Source organism: Amycolatopsis acididurans, assembly GCF_012328925.1.
Lineage (GTDB): Bacteria > Actinomycetota > Actinomycetes > Mycobacteriales > Pseudonocardiaceae > Amycolatopsis_E > Amycolatopsis_E acididurans.
This window is the reverse complement of the sequence record NZ_JAAXLS010000065.1, coordinates 18889-34088: the sequence shown is the minus strand read 5'-3', so window position 1 is coordinate 34088 and position 15200 is coordinate 18889. Positions and strand designations below refer to the sequence as shown.

The following is a 15200-nucleotide window of genomic DNA, read 5'->3' as shown; positions in this document are numbered from 1 at the left end:
CGAGGGGGGCGTCGCCGAGGGCGAGGGATTCCTGCCGGGCGCGGTCTTGCCAGTCGGGGTGGGTGGCGAGGTAGTAGGCGGCGGCGGTGGTGGTGATGGTGGCGGTGTCGTGGGCGGCCATCATCAGGAAGATCATGTGGTTGATGACGTCGTCGTCGCTGAAGTGCTCGCCTTCGGGGGTGGTGGCCTGGCACAGCGCGGCGAACAGGTCCTCCCCGGTGCTGGCGCGGGCGGCTGGCAGGTGCTGGGCGAAGTAGTCTTCGAGGATCCTGCGGCCGCGTACGCCGGCGCGCCAGCGGGTGCCGGGCAGCGGGGCGCGCACCAGCGCGCTGGCGGCGCGGACGGTGGCGACGAACGCCTGGTTGATCCGTTCGGTGTCGGTGGAGCCGCCTCGGCCGCCCATGAACACCTGGGTCGCGATGTCCAGGGTGAGGCGTTTGAGCAGCCAGTACAGCCGCACCGGCCGTTGGGTCGGCCAGGTGGGGATGGTGGCGCGCACACGTGGGCTGACCTGGTGGGTGTAGCCGGCGAGGCGGTCTCGGGTGAAGGCGTCTTGCATGATGCGGCGGTGCATCTTGTGCTCGTCGAAATCGAGCAGCATCAGCCCGCGGTGGAAGAACCGGTCGATGAGGAACTGCCAGCCGGCTTGGGAGAAGGCTTTGTCGGCGTTGGTGAACACGCGCTGGGTCGCCTCGGGGCCTGCCACCACGGCGACGCGGGTGCCGAACGCGCCCATCCAGGTGACCGGTCCGTAGCGGTCGTAGCGTTCGCGGCCGAACTCGGTGCCGAAGCGGATGTAGTCGAGCAGGTGCCCCACCACGGGCGGGCCGTAGTCGCCGCGGACCGGCCGCAGGCCGCTGCCCTCGGGTGGGGTGGCCAGGTCAGTGGTGGGCCAGCGGCGGCTGAAACGGCGCCACGCCTCGTCGACCGCCCGGGGTGCTGGTGCGACCAGCACCGAGGACAGGCGCTGCCGCGCCGCCTGTGCGGTGCGCTCGATGATGTGGACCATGACGGCTCTCCTTATGTGGTAGGGGTGCGGGTGAGTGGGGCGAAGGCGTCGAGCACGGCGGTGGTGGCCGACGGGCCGGCGAATGAGGGCGGATACAGCAGGGTCCGCTCGTACAGACCCGCCCACCGTGCGGCGAACTGGCTGCGGACCTGCTCAGGAGTGCCGGCCACGGCGATGGTGTCGATCATCCCGTCCGAGACCGCGGCCACCATCGCCTCCAGGTCACCAGCGCGACGCGCCGCCCGGATGGCGCCCGCTTCGTCGGTGAAGCCGTGCAGAGTGAGTAGAACTCCGCCGCCCACACCGACTCGAACCCCGCTCGTTCGGCGTCCGCGGCCATCGCCGCCACCTCGTGCACATTCCCACCGGTGCACACGAGCGACAGTCCATGATGCACCGCCGCAGGAGTGGCCGCGTCGCTCGTCATCGACGTTCCCGTTCCCTCGGCCGGTCGGCCATCGCGTCCTGCCCGCGCTCGGGCACAGCACGGGCGTCGTAACCAGCCCGGGCGACCGGGTCAGCGCGGGCGAGGACCCGATCCGCGCCCGAGATCCGCAGCAGGGCGTCGCGCAGCGCACGGGGCGCCAGCGCGAGCAGCCGGTTGACCACCGCCAGCGACCGCGGCACATACACGTCGAACCGCGGCCGACGCACCACAGCCGTGATCGCGTCGGCCACTTGCTGCGGCGTGACCGGCCGCACCAGCGGGGACTCACCCAGCCCAGTGGCCAATTCGGTCCTTACCACCGTGGGCATCACACACGACACCGCCACCCCACTGCCCCGCAGTTCGGCGCGCAACGCCTCGGACAAGCCCACGACACCGTGTTTGGTGGCGCAATAGGTGGCCGCGCCGGGGAAGCCAACTTTGCCCGCCTGCGAGGCCACGTTGACGATGTGTCCCCGCCCACGCGGAAGCATCCGGCGCAGAGCGTCACGGCTGCCGTGGATCACGGCATGGAGGTTGATCGCCAACTGCCGGGCCGCCACCGACGCCGGCTCGTCACCGAGCGACCCCAACGGCATGATCCCCGCATTGTTGATCAGCACATCCAGCGGTCCGCAGGTCGACTCGACCTCGTCCAGGAACCCGGCGAACGCATCCTGGTCGGTCACATCCACCCGCCAGGCACGGACGGCGGGGTGCTGGTCCGCCAGCCACCCCGGTGGGACATCGAGGTCACCGATCGCGACTGTGGCCCCCGCCGCGGCAAGGGCCTGTGCGGTCGCCAGCCCGATTCCGCGTGAACCCCCGGTGATCGCCACCACCACACCGGCAAGGGCCGGCACGGTCTCCGCGTGCCGTCGGACCTTCCTGCCTCGCTGCGTCACGTCGTATCGCCTCCGTTGCCGACCACCGAATTCTGACAGGAACCACAGTCAGAATGGTTCTGACAGGAACGTATGTCAAGATGGGTGCATGTCGATGCCGAAGCGCAGCTATCGGGGCGTCAGTTCTCAGCAACGCCGCGACCAGCGGCGCGAGCAGCTGTTGGAAGCCGGCTTGGATCTGCTGGGCACCGAAGGGTGGCAGCAGACCACGATGACCGCGGTGTGCGCGCGGGCGGGACTGACCGAGCGGTACTTCTACGAGAGTTTCGCCCACCGTGACGAGCTGCTGCTGGCGGTGCTCGACCGGGTCGCCGAGCGGATCCGTGATGTCGGGCTGCGCGCCCTGGCGACCCCCGGCGGTGATCCCTACCGGAAGGCCACGGCGGCGATCAGCGCGTTCGTCGACCTGCTCACCGGCGATCCGCGGATCGGCCGTGTGGCCATGCTGGAATCCGCCGCCGCCGAGCCGCTGCGCACCCGACGTCACGAACTGCTGCGCGAGTTCGCCCAGCTGATCGCCACCCAGGCCCAGGCTCTGCACGGTGCCGACGCGCTCTCCCCACCCCATGACCAGATCGCGGGTCTCCTGCTCACCGGCGGCCTCGCCGAACTGCTCATGGCCTGGCTCAGCGGCGAACTCCCGGTCGACCGCCAGGACATCATCGATGTCGCCGCCACCCTGTTCGCTGCCGCCACCCGGCGAAGCCCATCTCAACCCCGCGACCCGGCCATGCCGGCCGCTACCGAAGGATCGACACGCAATGGCTGACCCCATGCCCATCTCGCTGCCACCGCACCACCCGCAGTGCCTGGGGTGTGGGCCGGACAACCCGGCCGGTCTGCACCTGGACGTCCACCGCGACGGGGACACCGTGGTCACCGACATCACCTTCGACCCGCGGCACCGCGGCGCCCCCGGCTTGGCACACGGCGGCGCGATCTCGGCGGCCTGCGACGACCTGTTCGGGTTCGTCCTCTACCTCGTGGAAGAAGTCGCCGTCACCCGCACCTTGACCGTCAACTACCTCGCACCGGTGCCGCTCGGCCAGCCACACCGCATCACCGCACGCCTGCGGCACCGCCATGGCCGGCGACTGCACCTGGAAGCCACCGGCACCGGCCCCGACGGCCTCACCCGGTTCACCGCCGAAGCCCTGTTCCTCACCGTCGACCACAACCACTTCGCCCCCCACGGCGCCGACACCGAGGTGCAGGCCATGTTCACCCACCACCAACCACACGACCGCGAACACCACCACTGAAAGCCGCGCGGACACCGCGGCCGGTGGACGACCGATGATCTTGATGGGTTCGGTGATCTGGTCCGTCGGTTCCGCCGGCACGAACTCGCCTCGAACCGGTCTCAGGATGCCTGGTCCTGGTCACCGATCTCCCAGGCGGACCGGGCCAGTGCGGTATCGGCGGCGCGTCGTCCCGCGTCGATGATGCGGGGAACGTCCGTTCGTGACCATGGGGAATATCGTCGCAGGTCGGGTTCGATGATCAGAGTATCGCCGTCGTCGCGTGCGGCGGCGACGGTCGCGGCGGTGACGCGGCCGGTGCCGGGCCACTGCCGGCCTGGGCGTAGCCGCACGGCGATGACGAGGTCCGCGCCGAGATCGCGGGCGGGTGTGATGGGCAGGTTGTCCGCGAGCGCGCCGTCGACCAGGAGACGACCGTTCCAGGCGATCGGGGGGAACAGTCCGGGGACGGCGATGCTCGCGCGCAGCGCCAGGTCGAGGGGGCCGTTGGTGAGCACGACGGCCGACCGTGTGCGCAGGTCGGTGGCTACCGCGCCGAACCGACGTGGCAAATGCTCGATCCTCGGTGCTGGGCCGAGCACACCGACGGAGGCCGACAGGGCGGAGCTGTCGAGCAGGGCCAGGCGTGGCGTGAGGGTGAACTTGCCGAAGGTCGCCCAGCCCGCCACGCGGACCCGCTCCTCGAGGAGATCCAGCGGCAACCCGGCCGCGAACGCGGCGCCCACGAGCGCTCCGGCGCTCGTGCCCGTGACGATCCGCGGTTCGATGCCCCGCTCGGCGAGTGCATGCAGGACACCGATGTGGGCGGCGCCCAGTGCGGCACCGCCGCCCAGGGCGAGACCAACCCGCGGGGTGGGCATGACGCGACTCCGTACTGTCGATCGAGACGTTCAGCGTGGCGGCATCGGGGTGGACCGGGACGGGTTGAGCGCGTCGAGCAGCAGGCTCAGGTAGCGGCGGCGGGTACGACGGTCGAGGTTGGTGGTGCTGAAGGCGGTGGTGGCGAGGGCGAGCAGCACGGGGATGTCCTCGGGGGTGATGTCGGGGCGGATGTTGCCTGCTTGCTGGGCGGCGCGCAGGATGGGGGTGAAGGTCTGCATGCTGCGGCGGAGCAGTTCGCCGGTGACCTCCGTGAGCTGTCCGATCGCCGCGACCAGGCCGGGTTCTCGCAGGATGAGGTCGCTGATTCGTTCGGCGACGTCAAGCAGAGCCTGCCGGGACGCACCGGTGTCGGCGAAGGTGGCGAGTGCGGGCTCGATCTCGGTGGCGAAGATCTGGTCGTACACGGCGCAGGCGAGGGATTCCCGGTTGGGGAAGTGCCGGTAGAGGGTCGCGATGCCCACACCGGCCTCGCGCGCGATGCGGGTGAGCGGCCCGGTGCCGTCGCCGGTGGCGAACACCCGGCGCGCGGCGTCGAGGATTCGCGCGATGTTGGACAGCGCGTCCGCGCGTGACGACAGCGACCGTGACGACATCGACTGTGAGGTCATCGCCGCATCGTCCTCCCGGCGCCTGGGCGCACCCGACATCCCGTGGTGATAGCTTACTCTCGGTTCGAGAGTTCGCTATCACTTGTTGCCGGGGAGTGTACGTGTCGACGTTGCTGTATCGGGTGGGACGGTTCGCCTTCGGCCGGCCGTGGCGGGTGCTGGGCGCGTGGTTGTTGCTGCTGGCGGTGATCGCGGTCGCGCTGGTGGTGCAGCCCGTGCGGCTGACCAACGAGATCCGGATCGACGGGACTCCGGCGCAGGAGACCATCGACCAGCTGGCGAGGTCGCTGCCAGCGGCCTCGGGTGGGCAGGGTGTGATCGCGTTCGCCGCCGAGGACGGGCAGCGCGTCGACGAGGGGGTCAACCGGGCGGCGGTGCTGGCCGCGGTCGACGGGATCTATGGCGCCGACCATGTCGTGGACGCCCGGCGGATGCTGGCCGAGGAGGCCGCGAAAGGTGCGGACAGTCCGCTGCTGCGGGCGGCCGGCGCGATCGAGCGGGTGCGGTCGGCGAGCGCGGCACCGCCGGGCGCGCCGGTACCGCTGGTGATGGACGGCCGGCCCGTTCCCGGGGTGGTCGTGTCTGCCGACCGCACCGTGGCGCTGTTCCAGTTCCAGTTCGACCGGCAGACCTTCGAACTGCCGGCGGGCACGGTCGACAGGGTCGTGGGCCTCGCCGAGGACGCGGTCGCCGGTGCGCACATCGAGGTGTTGCCGTCGTCGGTCATGCTGCAGGTGCCGGACGTGCTGGGGGTCGGTGAGCTCGTGGGCGTGGTGGTGGCCGCCTTGGTACTGCTGCTGACCCTCGGCTCCGTGATCGCGGCCGGGCTTCCGCTGGTGACCGCGTTGCTGGGGGTGGGGGTCGGGGTCGGTGGCGCGTTCGCCCTGTCCGCGGTGTTCTCGATGCACTCGGTGACGGTGGTGCTGGCGCTGATGCTCGGTCTCGCGGTCGGGATCGACTACGCGTTGTTCATCGTCAACCGGCAACGGCGGCTGGTCCTGGACCAGGGCCTGACCGCGCACGAAGCGGCCGGCCGGGCGATGGGCACCGCGGGTAACGCGGTGTTCTTCGCCGGCAGCACGGTCATTATCGCGCTGGTCGGTCTGCTCGTGGTGAACATCCAGATCCTCACCACGATGGCGCTGGTCGCCGCCGCCACCGTCGCGATCGCTGCGCTCGCCGCGCTGACCGCACTGCCCGCGCTGCTCGGTCTGGTCGGGGAACGGATCTGCTCGCCGGCGGCCCGGCGCGGCGCCGAGCGGCGGACCGGAAAGCGGACCCGCCACCCGGTGGCCCACGCCTGGGCCACCACGCTGACCCGCAGGCCGATCGTGGGCGGGGCCGCGGCCATCGCGGTCGCCGCCGTGCTGGCCATACCAGCCCTGGCCATGAACCTCGGCCTGCCCGCGGGTTCCAGCTACGACACCGGCACGCCGCAACGCGACAGCTACGACACCGTGGCCCGCGCGTTCGGTGACGGCTACAACGGCCCGCTGATCCTCGCGGTCACCAGCACCGACGACACCGCGATCCCACCCGAGCGGCTCGCCGGCCTCTACCAGGACCTCTCGGCGACGCGCGGGGTGGCCGCGGTGAACCTCGGCGCGCTCAACGACACTGGCACGACCGCGATCCTGTCCGTCATCCCCGCCACCGGCCCCACCGACGAGGCCACCGCCACCCTCGTCCGGACGCTGCGCGACCAGACCGCGCGACTGGCCGCCCACGACGGCGTCACCGATGGCGTCACCGACGGCGTCACCGATGGGATCACTGTGGGGGTCACCGGGTTCTCCGCGCTGGGTATCGACGTGTCCGACCGGCTCGCCGACGTGCTGCCGATCTACGTGGCGGTCGTGCTCGCGCTCTCGCTGATCGTGCTGCTGCTGGTGTTCCGGTCGATCCTCGTGCCGGTCAAGGCCACCCTCGGTTTCCTGCTCAGCATCGGCGCCGCGCTCGGTGCGACGACCGCGGTGTTCCAGTGGGGCTGGCTGCAGCAGGCCCTGGGGATGGACGCGACCTCTCCCGTGCTGAGCATGCTGCCGATCATCGTCGCGGGCGTGCTGTACGGGCTGGCCATGGACTACGAGATGTTCCTCGTCTCCTCCATGCGCGAGGCCACCCTCCACCACGACCACGGCCGCGACGCGGTCGTGCACGGTTTCGAACAGGCCAGCCGCGTGGTCGTGGCCGCCGCGGTGATCATGTCCGCCGTGTTCGCCGGGTTCGTGTTCAGCCCCGAACCGATGATCACCCAGATCGGGTTCGCCCTCACCGTCGGTATCGTCATCGACGCGTTCGTCGTCCGGATGACGCTCGTCCCCGCCGTCATGGCCCTCTTCGGCGACCGCGCCTGGTGGCTGCCCCGGTGGCTCTCCCGCGTCCTGCCCAACCTCGACATCGAAGGCGACCGTCTGCACGAGGCTCTGCGCACCCAGAGTCGTGACCAGCCAGCGGCAGCCACGATGATCACCGCACCCCGCGACGACCGTCCGTAAAACGGTAGCGAACCCCGCCCACCCGAACAGCCGCTGCCGGACAGGTCGGCGTTCCCCTCGCGGGAGCCGCGGACGGGCAGTCCGGCAGCGGCGCAACGCCACCGGAACAAGTCCGGAACGGGAACGGTGCCAGGCGCTGGCCGGCGGCACACCCTTGTCCCGGCCGGGACCTTCACGATCCCGGCCGGTAACGCGGGAGGGGCAGGAGGAGGTTGAGGAAGTCGATCAGGTGGTTGGTGAAGACGTCGTTGTCGTCGCCGGCGACCATGTGTGCGGTGTTGGTGACGGTGGCGGTGTCGGCGGAGGGGATGCGGTGGAGAAGGTGCTCGACGGAGTCGTGGTCGACGATGTCGGACAGCGCGCCCCGGATGAGCAGGGTGGGGATGGTGATGTGACGGGCGGCGGTATCCATGCGGGTGGTGAGGTCGGTGATGGCCGTGGTGTCGCTGATGAACTGAAGCAGTTGTGGGTCCCAGTGCCAGTGCCAGCGACCGTTGGCCGTTCGGTGGGCAGCCGTTGGGCGATAGCTGTCTTGCTGGTCATGAAGTCTCGGGGGCGGTTGATGCAGTCGGCTGCGATGAGCTGCCCGTCCCGGAGGTAGTAGCACGTGAAGTCGCGATCGGTGGATGGGTCGCCGTTGAGGATGATCTCGTCATAGCCGGTGTTCAGTCCGGCGATCTGTAGTTTGAGGTCGTACTGGTCGGACCAGAACCAAGGCAGCGCCGATATTTCGTTCGCTTTCCCGCAGAGCGTGGCGGCCGCGGTCTTGGCTTGTTCTGTGGCGTTGGCGACTGATTCCAGCCTGATGCGGCGGCCGTAGTGGGTGTCGTCGTAGCGGGTGCAGTCGCCGGCGGCGACGATGGCGGGGTCATTGGTTCGGGCTTGGGAGTCGATCACGATGCCGTCGTCGACGGCGAGGCCTGCGGCGTCGGCGAGTTCGGTGGCTGGTTCGACGCCGATGCCGACGAGGACCAGGTCGGCGGGGATCGAGGTGCCGTCGGACAGGACCACTTCGCGGACGTGGGTGTCACCGGCGAGGGCTACGACTTGGGCGTTGGTGTGGATGGTGACGCCTTCGCTGCGGTGGATGCGGGTGAAGAATGCGGATACTTCTGGGGCGGTTACTCGTTGAAGGACGCGTTCGGCCGTCTCGAGGACCGTCACCTGCAGGCCGAGTGCGCGCAGTGATGCCGCGCATTCGAGTCCGACGTAGCCGCCGCCGATGATGACGACGTGTCGGCCGGGGGTTGCGGCCGCGCGGATGAGTTCGACGTCGGTGGCGGTGCGTAGGTAGAGCACGTGGTCGAGGTCGGCTCCGGGGATGTCCAGTCGGCGGGGGCGGGTGCCGGTGCACAGGGCGAGATTGTCGTAGGGGAGGGATTCGCGGGTGTGCAGGGTGAGTTGAGCGAGGCTGCGGTCGATCGTCTCGACCCGGGCCTGCAGCAGCTCGATGCGTTGCTTGTCGTAGAAGGCGGCGTTGCGGATCGCGAGCTCGTCGAGGGTGTGTTTCCCGGCAAGGTAGGCCTTCGACAGCGGCGGACGCTGGTAGGGCAGCGCTGATTCGTCGCCGATGAGGACGATCTCACCGTCCCAGCGGTTTTGGCGCAGGCTGGCGGCGAGCTGGGCGCCGGCGTGGCTGGCACCGACGATGACCGCCCGCTGCCGCGTCACTCGGCGGGCTTGGGCGTCAGGCGCACCATGAGCTTGCTGATGCCGCGCACGAAGTTGGACTGCACGTACTCGGGCTCGCCGACGACCTCGATGTTCTCGAAGCGGGGAAGCAGCTCTTCCCAGAGGATGCGCAGCTGCAGCTCGGCGAGCCGGTTGCCCATGCAGCGGTGCACGCCGAACCCGAACGAGACGTGGTTGCGGGCGTTGCTGCGGTCGATGATCAGCTCGTCGGCTCGGTCGAACACGGTCTCGTCGCGGTTGCCGGAGGCGTACCACATGACGAGCTTGTCACCCTTGCGGATGAATTGGCCGTTTAGGATGGTGTCCTTCTTGGCGATGCGGCGCATGTAGGCCAGCGGTGTCTGCCAGCGAATGATCTCCGAGACCATGTTGGGGATCAGGTCGGGGTTGGCCTTGAGCTTGTCAAACTGGTCGGGGAACCGGTTGAGCGCGAGCACCCCGCCGCTCATCGAGTTCCGAGTGGTGTCGTTGCCGCCGATGATCAACAGCAACAGGTTGCCGAGGAACTCCATCGGCCGGTTGATCAGGTCCCTGGTGTCCTCGTTGGCTTGTAGCATGGAGATCAGGTCGAAGCCGGGCGTGTCGTCCCCCGCGCCGCGGGCGGCTTTGTCGCGCCAGTGCGCGCTCAGGCTGCGGGCGGCATCGAGCATGCCGCGAAACACCTCGTCGTTGTCTGAGGGGCCGCCGTTGGCCTGCTCCATCGAGGCTCCGAGATCGGACCACTGGACCAGCTTGTGCCGTTGCTCCAGCGGGAAGTCCAGCAAGGTGGCCAGCATGCGGGAGGTCAGGTCGATGGACACTGTCTTGACCCAGTCGAACGGCTCGTCGACTGGCAGGCTGTCGAGGACCTCGCGGGTGCGTTCGCGGATCAGCCCTTCCATTTCGCGAAGGTTCTTCGGAGCGACGACCCCTTGGACGGCCTGGCGCTGCCGGTCGTGCTTGGGCGGGTCCATCGCAATGAACATCGCGATGTCCATGAAGCGAGGCGGGGCGCCGATGACGATGATCGGCTCGGCGGAGAACACCTCGTGGTTCTTGTCGACGGCGATGATGTCGGCGTGCCGGGTGACCGACCAGAACGGGCCGAACGGGCTGCTGGCCTGGTAGTGGACCGGGGCCTCCTTGCGTAGCCGCGCGAAGTAGGACTCCCACAGACCCTGCCGATAGAGGAATGGGTTGCTCACGTCGATGTCGAGAAGATCGAGGTCCTCGACCGGCGGCAGCGGCGCCTCGGTGAACATCTTCTTGCCGTTCGTGCGCGTGACTTGGCGCCGGAGCCAGTCGTAGAGGTGCGCGCCCTGGATCATGCGATCGGCGGAAATCACGGCCTGGGTCTTGGTGGTGATAGCGTCGGGGATCTTGATCATGCTCATCGGGGCTCTCCTGGTCACATCTGGAATTCTGGGAGCTGGACGGTCAGTCCGTCCCATTCCTCGCGGGCCCTCATCTGGCATGACAACCGTGACGTTTGCTGGCGTTCGGGATTCATGCACAGCATCTCCTCCTCGACCGGCCCGGACCGGCCGACGAGCTCTGACCACTCGGGGTTCACGATGACGTGGCAGGTGCCGCACGCGGCTTCGCCGCCGCAGTCGCCGTCGATGCCGGGGACCGCTTCGTTGACTGCGACCTGCATCAGCGATTGGCCCTCGATCAGCGCCGCCTCGTACTTCTCGCCGTCGTGCGACACGAACGTGACCGTTGCCATGACTTCTCCCTCGTCGCGTGATGGGCCGGTGAGCCGCGCACCCCCCGCAAGCGACCGCGCGGTCTAACCAGATGGCGAAGAGTCTGTGACATAACTGTGTTGCCTGTCAAGAATACTGACAGCCCAAAGTGTTTCGTAAACGTGCTTGGCGCTGGACCGTCGAGCGTTGACGCTCGTGTGGCTCGCGCCTGTCCTGTACGAGCATCTGTCCGCTCACGCCGGTGGCGCGGCGTCATCTTTCGTGAGTACGGCCGCTGCGTGGGCTAAGCGGTCGCGCAACGTGGTCTCGTAGTCAGTGACCTGCTGCACGTGCTCAGCCGCGGCTGCGTGTCGCTGACGGAGTCCGGCTGAGGATGCCGCTGCGGCTGCGGCCGCGCTCCAGGTCGCGGCCGCGTCGGCCGCAGCGGCCGCGACCTGGTCGACCGCGCTGTCGTGCAGGCGCAGGTTGGCGTCGTGGGCGCCGTCGGCGAGCAGTTTGCGGAACAGGCCGCCCCCAGTGCCGGCCTTCTCGACGAACGCCCCCAGCGAGCGCAGCGCCACGTCCAGGGCCGTGTCGTCGAACAGATCTGGCCAGCGACAGAAGTCCTCGGCGAACAGCGCCACGCCGGCGAGCCCGGATGCCGCGGCGCCGGCGTAGCCGGACCCGGCGATCGTAGTTCCGAAAATTGAGGGTGAGGTGGCGGTCATCGCGTCGGCGCTGCGGCGAAACGCGTCGGCCAGAGCGTCGCCGAGGTCCGGGAGGGCGGCGGGCCAGGTGATGTCGTAGGTCGTGTGGCGTGTCGGCTCGGGAAACGAGGTGGAGGCCCGGGCTCGGGCCAGCGCGTCGTAGGGGACGAGTTGGGTGTCGACGCGGTCGTTGTCGACGACGTGCACGAGCTGCCGGTCATCGTCGTAGCCAATGAGGACGATGTCATGGCGGCTCATCCGCAGCCGCACGCGCAAGTAGGGAAGTTCGGCGATGTCGGCCCAGGCCAGCACCGGGCGCCCTGCGTCGAGCTCGTCGCGGACATGCTGCCAGCCGGCTTGGGGATCGTCGGTGGCCCGCAGGGCGGCGCGGCCGCCGAGGCGGCGGATCAGGTCGAGCTCGAGATCGCCGCCGCGGCCGACCAGGTAGACGGGCGGGACCAGCGCGGCGGAGCGGACGTAGCTGAAATCCAGAGCGCCGCCAAGGGCGAACACGAGGCCTTCGGTGGGTGGGCGGTCCCAGCCGAGACCGTGCCACTGCATCAGGTCGCGCAATGCCCCGGAGCCGCAGTGCCCGCCCATGGAATGCGGGTAGCCACTGAGTAGGACGCGTGTCACGGTGTTACTCCTCGTTAGGATCGGAGAGCAGCGCTGGTGGTCAGCTGGCGTGCACTGGTAGCGACGTCAGCCCGCGGAAGGACAGGCCGGTGCGCCGGGTCGGTTCGCCGCGCGCAGCTAGGTTCGGAAAGCGGGCGAGCAGTCGGGGCAAGGCCTCGGCGGCTTCCATGCGGGCCAGCGCGGCGCCGAGGCAGTAGTGGATGCCGCCGCCGAAAGACAGCGGCGTGGGGTTGGGTCGAGCGAGGTCGAGCTCCTCGGCGTTGCCGTAGCGATCGGGATCGCGGTTGGCCGAACCGAGCAGCATCAACACCACCTGGCCGGGCTCGATGACCGTGTCGCCAATCGTGGTGGCAGCCAGCGCGGTCCGGCCGTTGGTCTGTACCGGCGCATCCCAGCGCAGCAGTTCCTCGACCGCGTTCGCTGCGAGATCGGGCGTGCTGCGCAGGCGGGCGGCTTGGTCCGGGTGCTCGAGCAGCGCGGTGGTGCCGTTGCCGATCAGGTTCGTGGTGGTCTCAAAGCCGGCGGCGAACAGCAGGATCGCGGTGCCGACGCATTCGTCGTGATCGAGGGTGTCCCGGCCGCGGGCGGTCGCCAGACGGCTGAGCAGATCCTCGCCGGGGCGGCGCCGCTTGTCGGCGATGATCTCGCCGAGGTAGTCGGCGAGCTGGTCCTCGGCGTTCGCGGCGCGTTCGATCGCGGCGGCGTCGGCGGCCGGTTCCAGCGGTGCCATCAGGTCACGCACCATTGGTGCCGCGGCAGCGCGGCCGTGTTCGGGCAAGCCGAGCAGGTCGCCGATGACCGACACGGGAAGCGGCAGCGCGAGATCAGTGATGATGTCGGCGTCGCGTTTGTCGGCGATGCTATCCAGCAGCGCTTCCACGGCGGTGACGACGCTGGAGCGCAGGTCGCGGATGTGGCGGGTGGTGAACACGTCAGCGACCAGGGTGCGCAGCCGGTGGTGGTCAGGGGGGTTGCGGAACAGCATGGTGCGCCGGAATCGGTGCAGTGCCCGCTGCGAGAGCTCGGGTGGGACCGGTGACAGCCGGAAGCCCAGTGATTCGTCGGCCTTGCCCAGGGCGCGGTCTCGCAGAGCGGTGTCGCAGTCGCGGTAGCGGCTCAGCACGACGACGCCGCTGGCGCTGACGTGAACGGGTGCGGCCTGCCGAAGTCGCCGGTAGGCGGGATAGGGGCCGGCGGGCCCGTGCGGGGACAGCAGCACCTCGAGCAGTAGTTGGTCGGCGGCGGACCTGGCCGGCGGTGTGTCGGAGAGTGTCGCGTCGGCGTCGTTTGTCATCGGCCTGCTGCCCTCGTGAAGTGATGGGTGTCGACCACCACGAAGGTCGCTTCGGCGGTGGCGACGACGACGTTGTCGTGGTTGCGCAGCTCGGCCGAGACGGGAATGCGTCGGCCGACGCGTGCGCCGTGATCGGCGCGCAGCATGTAGGCGGCGTTGAGCCGGACCGGCGCCAGATAGCTCACGCGCAAGTCGCGGGTGACGGCGAGTTCGCCGAGGAGGTACAACAAGAACCCGAACAGGTCGTCGAAGGCCATCGCGACGGCACCGCCGTGCGCGACCCCCGGCGCTCCGGTATGTCTGTCGTCGAAGGTGTGCTCGGCTTGCACGCCCTCGCCGTGGCGGCGGACGGCCAGGTGCAATCCGTGCGGGTTGGCCGGCCCGCAGCCCACGCAGCCGGGTGAGTGGGGTGGGAAGTACTCGCCGTCGCGCACAGGCCGGAACCCGGCCGCCCACCCCGCGATGACCGGATCAACCGTCTGCTGCCCCATGCTGGCCGCCATCTCGGCGTCGTCTTGCGCGCCTGCAACAGGGACTCGCCGCGTCACCTCGCTCACGACTCCGTACCATTGACGATGACACTGTAACTGTCAATGACACGACATTGCGACGCCGTTCGTTCCAGACGCGGCACCGCTCTGCGGAAACGCAAAAATGTTCTTACGCTGACACCGACCCAGTTTCGTCTACCATCGTGTGGGTGGGAAGCGGGTCGTTGCGTGAGTCGTTCCGGCAGCACATGCGTGAGCAGGTGCTGAAGACGGCGCACGCGCTTACGGTGGACAAAGGCTGGGACCGTGTCCGGCTCAGCGAGATCGCCGAAGTTGTCGGCGTGTCGCGGCCGACGATCTACAAGGAGTTCGGTGACAAAACCGGGCTCGGCGACGCGATGATCGTCGCGGAGGCCGAACGGTTCCTCGCCGGCATCGCGGTCGCTCTCGACGAGCACGCCCAGGACGCACCCGCAGCCATTCTGGCCGCCGTCAGGTACACCCTCGACGAGGCCGAACGCAGCCCGCTCCTGAAAGCCGTACTGACCTCGAACCGCGACGGTTCCGAGACCCCAGCCAGCGGCGACGACGGCACGCGGCCTGGTGGCGGTGCCGGGATGTTGCCGCTGCTCACGACATCGCACTCGATGCTGCACACCGCGTCCGCGTCACTCACCGCGTGGTTCGCCCACCACTTCCCCGAACTCGACGCCGTCGATATAGCCGACGGCGTCGACGCCCTGGTTCGCCTGACGGTCAGCCACCTGGTCCTGCCGGAAGACTCTCGCGATGCCACCGCACGCCGCATCACCCTGGTAGCCCTGCGCTACCTGCGCCTGGACGATCTCCCCAGCGCGCGCCGATAGGGCGAGACCGCGGGCCGCGACCACGCCGACCCCCCAGTCGGGCCTGGCCCGGCCCCCGGAGACCGAGCTGACAACGTTGTGCTGGTTGTCCGCCTGTTGACAAGAGTGGGTTGCGTGTAATCATTGCGGGGGCCGTATCGGTTCGAACTCAGCGACATGGCGTATCGGTACCGGGTCGGTGTCCGAGTTTCGCGTTCGAGTTCGACTGCCCACGTTCGGCGCGACGGCCTCCGTTCGCGTGCCGGCCAGGCCTCGA

15 protein-coding genes are annotated in these 15200 nt (G+C 69.2%); 4 read left to right on the top strand and 11 right to left on the bottom strand.

Annotated features, from left to right (window positions below):
* The 3 genes from HFP15_RS38580 to HFP15_RS38570 all read right to left on the bottom strand — a co-directional run.
* The coding region (locus HFP15_RS38580) for a cytochrome P450 (RefSeq protein WP_168522904.1) at positions 1 to 1009 on the bottom strand (1009 nt) is incomplete at its 3' end.
* 11 nt (positions 1010 to 1020) lie between these two features.
* A complete protein-coding gene (locus tag HFP15_RS38575) occupies positions 1021 to 1311 on the bottom strand; it encodes an LLM class flavin-dependent oxidoreductase (RefSeq protein WP_168522902.1) in 291 nt (96 codons plus the stop codon).
* Positions 1312 to 1432: 121 nt separating this feature from the next.
* The gene (locus HFP15_RS38570; protein WP_312871960.1) at positions 1433 to 2341 is read right to left on the bottom strand and encodes an SDR family oxidoreductase; all 909 of its coding nucleotides are present in this window, start codon (positions 2339 to 2341) and stop codon (positions 1433 to 1435) included.
* Positions 2342 to 2429: 88 nt separating this feature from the next.
* On the opposite strand from HFP15_RS38570, the gene HFP15_RS38565 reads away from it, so the two are divergent.
* Positions 2430 to 3110 carry a TetR/AcrR family transcriptional regulator gene (locus tag HFP15_RS38565; protein WP_168522900.1) on the top strand — a complete coding sequence of 227 codons (681 nt, stop codon included), beginning with the start codon at positions 2430 to 2432 and terminating at the stop codon, positions 3108 to 3110.
* Positions 3103 to 3603 carry a PaaI family thioesterase gene (locus HFP15_RS38560; protein WP_168522898.1) on the top strand — a complete coding sequence of 167 codons (501 nt, stop codon included), beginning with the start codon at positions 3103 to 3105 and terminating at the stop codon, positions 3601 to 3603. Before HFP15_RS38565 ends, HFP15_RS38560 begins: the two co-directional genes overlap by 8 nt.
* A gap of 101 nt (positions 3604 to 3704) precedes the next feature.
* On the opposite strand, the gene HFP15_RS38555 is transcribed toward HFP15_RS38560, so the two are convergent.
* Together HFP15_RS38555 and HFP15_RS43705 are read right to left on the bottom strand one after the other, a co-directional pair.
* Entirely contained in the window at positions 3705 to 4463 is a 759-nt protein-coding gene (locus tag HFP15_RS38555; RefSeq protein WP_168522896.1) for a patatin-like phospholipase family protein, read from the bottom strand.
* Positions 4464 to 4493: 30 nt separating this feature from the next.
* Complete coding sequence (locus tag HFP15_RS43705; protein WP_281355754.1) at positions 4494 to 5093, bottom strand: TetR/AcrR family transcriptional regulator; 600 nt, start codon at positions 5091 to 5093, stop codon at positions 4494 to 4496.
* Between the two features lie 101 nt (positions 5094 to 5194).
* Between HFP15_RS43705 and HFP15_RS38545 the strand changes: the two genes are divergently transcribed.
* Entirely contained in the window at positions 5195 to 7591 is a 2397-nt protein-coding gene (locus HFP15_RS38545; RefSeq protein WP_168522894.1) for an MMPL family transporter, read from the top strand.
* A 225-nt stretch (positions 7592 to 7816) separates the two neighbouring features.
* Here HFP15_RS38545 and HFP15_RS44085 read toward each other — a convergent pair whose 3' ends face one another.
* From HFP15_RS44085 to HFP15_RS38515, 6 genes are all read right to left on the bottom strand, one after another.
* Entirely contained in the window at positions 7817 to 9262 is a 1446-nt protein-coding gene (locus tag HFP15_RS44085) for an NAD(P)/FAD-dependent oxidoreductase (RefSeq protein WP_168522892.1), read from the bottom strand.
* Positions 9259 to 10656, bottom strand: a complete 1398-nt coding sequence (locus HFP15_RS38535; RefSeq protein WP_246272432.1) for a cytochrome P450 — start codon at positions 10654 to 10656, stop codon at positions 9259 to 9261. Before HFP15_RS38535 ends, HFP15_RS44085 begins: the two co-directional genes overlap by 4 nt.
* Positions 10657 to 10670: 14 nt before the next feature.
* Complete coding sequence (locus HFP15_RS38530) at positions 10671 to 10991, bottom strand: 2Fe-2S iron-sulfur cluster-binding protein (RefSeq protein WP_168522890.1); 321 nt, start codon at positions 10989 to 10991, stop codon at positions 10671 to 10673.
* A 213-nt stretch (positions 10992 to 11204) separates the two neighbouring features.
* Complete coding sequence (locus HFP15_RS38525; protein WP_312871959.1) at positions 11205 to 12293, bottom strand: BtrH N-terminal domain-containing protein; 1089 nt, start codon at positions 12291 to 12293, stop codon at positions 11205 to 11207.
* Positions 12294 to 12333: 40 nt separating this feature from the next.
* On the bottom strand, positions 12334 to 13587 hold the full coding sequence (locus HFP15_RS38520; protein WP_168522888.1) for a cytochrome P450: 1254 nt from the start codon (positions 13585 to 13587) through the stop codon (positions 12334 to 12336).
* A complete protein-coding gene (locus HFP15_RS38515; RefSeq protein WP_312871958.1) occupies positions 13584 to 14144 on the bottom strand; it encodes a PaaI family thioesterase in 561 nt (186 codons plus the stop codon). Before HFP15_RS38515 ends, HFP15_RS38520 begins: the two co-directional genes overlap by 4 nt.
* A 143-nt stretch (positions 14145 to 14287) precedes the next feature.
* Here HFP15_RS38515 and HFP15_RS38510 point away from each other — a divergent pair, with 143 nt between their 5' ends.
* Positions 14288 to 14944, top strand: coding sequence for a TetR/AcrR family transcriptional regulator (locus HFP15_RS38510; RefSeq protein ID WP_312871957.1), 657 nt, complete (start codon positions 14288 to 14290; stop codon positions 14942 to 14944).
* The last annotated feature ends 256 nt before the right edge of the window (positions 14945 to 15200 follow it).

Bases quoted from the DNA above. Each gene is read 5' to 3' on its own strand.
- HFP15_RS38530 (WP_168522890.1), bottom strand. From the start codon at position 10,991: ATGGCAACGGTCACGTTCGTGTCGCACGACGGCGAGAAGTACGAGGCG.
- HFP15_RS38520 (WP_168522888.1), bottom strand. From the start codon at position 13,587: ATGACAAACGACGCCGACGCGACACTCTCCGACACACCGCCGGCCAGG.
- HFP15_RS38555 (WP_168522896.1), bottom strand. From the start codon at position 4,463: ATGCCCACCCCGCGGGTTGGTCTCGCCCTGGGCGGCGGTGCCGCACTG.
- HFP15_RS38560 (WP_168522898.1), top strand. From the start codon at position 3,103: ATGGCTGACCCCATGCCCATCTCGCTGCCACCGCACCACCCGCAGTGC.
- HFP15_RS43705 (WP_281355754.1), bottom strand. From the start codon at position 5,093: ATGACCTCACAGTCGATGTCGTCACGGTCGCTGTCGTCACGCGCGGAC.
- HFP15_RS38565 (WP_168522900.1), top strand. From the start codon at position 2,430: ATGTCGATGCCGAAGCGCAGCTATCGGGGCGTCAGTTCTCAGCAACGC.
- HFP15_RS38535 (WP_246272432.1), bottom strand. From the start codon at position 10,656: ATGAGCATGATCAAGATCCCCGACGCTATCACCACCAAGACCCAGGCC.